This window comes from Novosphingobium sp. CCH12-A3 (assembly GCF_001556015.1).
Taxonomy (GTDB): Bacteria; Pseudomonadota; Alphaproteobacteria; order Sphingomonadales; family Sphingomonadaceae; genus Novosphingobium; species Novosphingobium subterraneum.
Genome location: NZ_LSIA01000197.1, coordinates 1 through 1,469 on the forward strand (window position 1 = coordinate 1; position 1,469 = coordinate 1,469).

The following is a 1,469-nucleotide window of genomic DNA, read 5'->3' on the forward strand; positions in this document are numbered from 1 at the left end:
GAAATTGGAGATACCCCAATGATCCAGCGATACCGTGTGCTCGGCCGCAGCGTGGTCGAAGGCGATGAACTTCAGCACGTGCTGCGCGAAGCCTACGAGCGCAAAAGCCCGGTCCATTGCGAATGCCGCAAGGGAAGCGAACTCCCCCTCTACATTTCGCACCGGCAGAATGGCTACGTGCTCGCGCGCTGGCCGGGCTCGGGCGCGCGCCATGCGACCGCCTGCGATCACTACGATGCGCCCGATTACCTCACCGGCATGGGCCAGGTACGTGGCAGCGCCGTGCGTGACGATGAGACAAGCGGCGAGACCAGCTTGAAGCTCGGCTTCCCGCTTTCGCGCGGGGCCGCCCGGCTCGCGCCCGCGGCGCTGACCAACGACAAGCCGACGGTGAAATCAACAGGTCAGAAGCTCTCGATGCGCGGGCTGCTGCACGTCCTCTGGGACCGTGCCGAACTCACCCACTGGCATCCGAAGATGGCGGGCAAGCGGACCTGGTTCGTGGTGCGCCGCGCGCTGCTCGAGGCGGCGGCCAGCTGCCGCGCCAAGCAGGAAGCCCTGCCCCACGTCCTATTCGTGCCCGAGAGCTTCAAAGTCGAGGAGAAAGAGGAAATCCGGGTCCGCCGCCGCGCGGCGCTTGCCCGGGTCTATGCCTCACGCGATGAAATGATGGTGGTGGTGGGCGAGATCAAGGAGATCGTGGCCGCGCACGGCGCGGAAAAGATCGTCCTGCGCCATGTCGGCGACATGCCGTTCGTGATGGACCAGGACATGGCGCGGCGCTTCCACAAGCGGTTCGCGGGCGAACTCGCGTTGTGGCAGGCGCAGGACAGTCCGAACGGCAAAAGCGGCCACCTGGTTCTTGCCGGCTCGTTCGCGCGGCGCCGCGAGGGCACCTTCGATCTCATCGAGGTCGCGCTCATGCCGGTGACGGCGGAATGGCTGCCCTATGAGACCAGCGACGAACGCTATCTCGTCGGAAAGGCAGTCGCGGAAAAGCGGCGGTTCGTGAAGGGCCTGCGGGTCAATCTCGATGCCGACACTCCGATCGCCAGCCTGGTGCTCAAGGACACCGGCGAGGAAGCGATCGCCATCCACATCCACGACCGCGACAATGAGGTCGCAGAGCCGCTGGAAGCGCTGCTCGCCGGGCAAGGCGTAGCGCACCTGCTGTGGAAGGAAGGCGAGCCGCTCCCGGCCCGCGTCAGCCGGGCGCCGCGGCGAAGCTGGGACGGGCAACAGGCGGCCTGAGCGGGCCCAGTCGCCTGTGCCGGGCAGCGGCTTCGTCGGCAGCAGATCGAGACGCCGGGGCGTGTCGTGGTCCGCCCGCAAAGCTTCGAGCCGCGCCGCGACTTCGCGCTCGTGCTGGGTGATCTCGATGCAATTGAGGCCGACGATGGTCCAGACCGGCAACTCGGGCCGCTCGGTCACGTGGACCGAGTAGGCGATGGGCAGCTTGTCGGGATAGA

The 1,469-nt window shown here is 66.9% G+C and carries 1 protein-coding gene; it reads left to right on the plus strand.

The annotated features are described in order from the left end of the window. Window positions 1-18 precede the first annotated feature (18 nt). Window positions 19-1,251, plus strand: a complete 1,233-nt coding sequence (locus AX703_RS14790; RefSeq protein ID WP_062345128.1) for a DUF1173 domain-containing protein — start codon at window positions 19-21, stop codon at window positions 1,249-1,251. Window positions 1,252-1,469 lie beyond the last annotated feature (218 nt).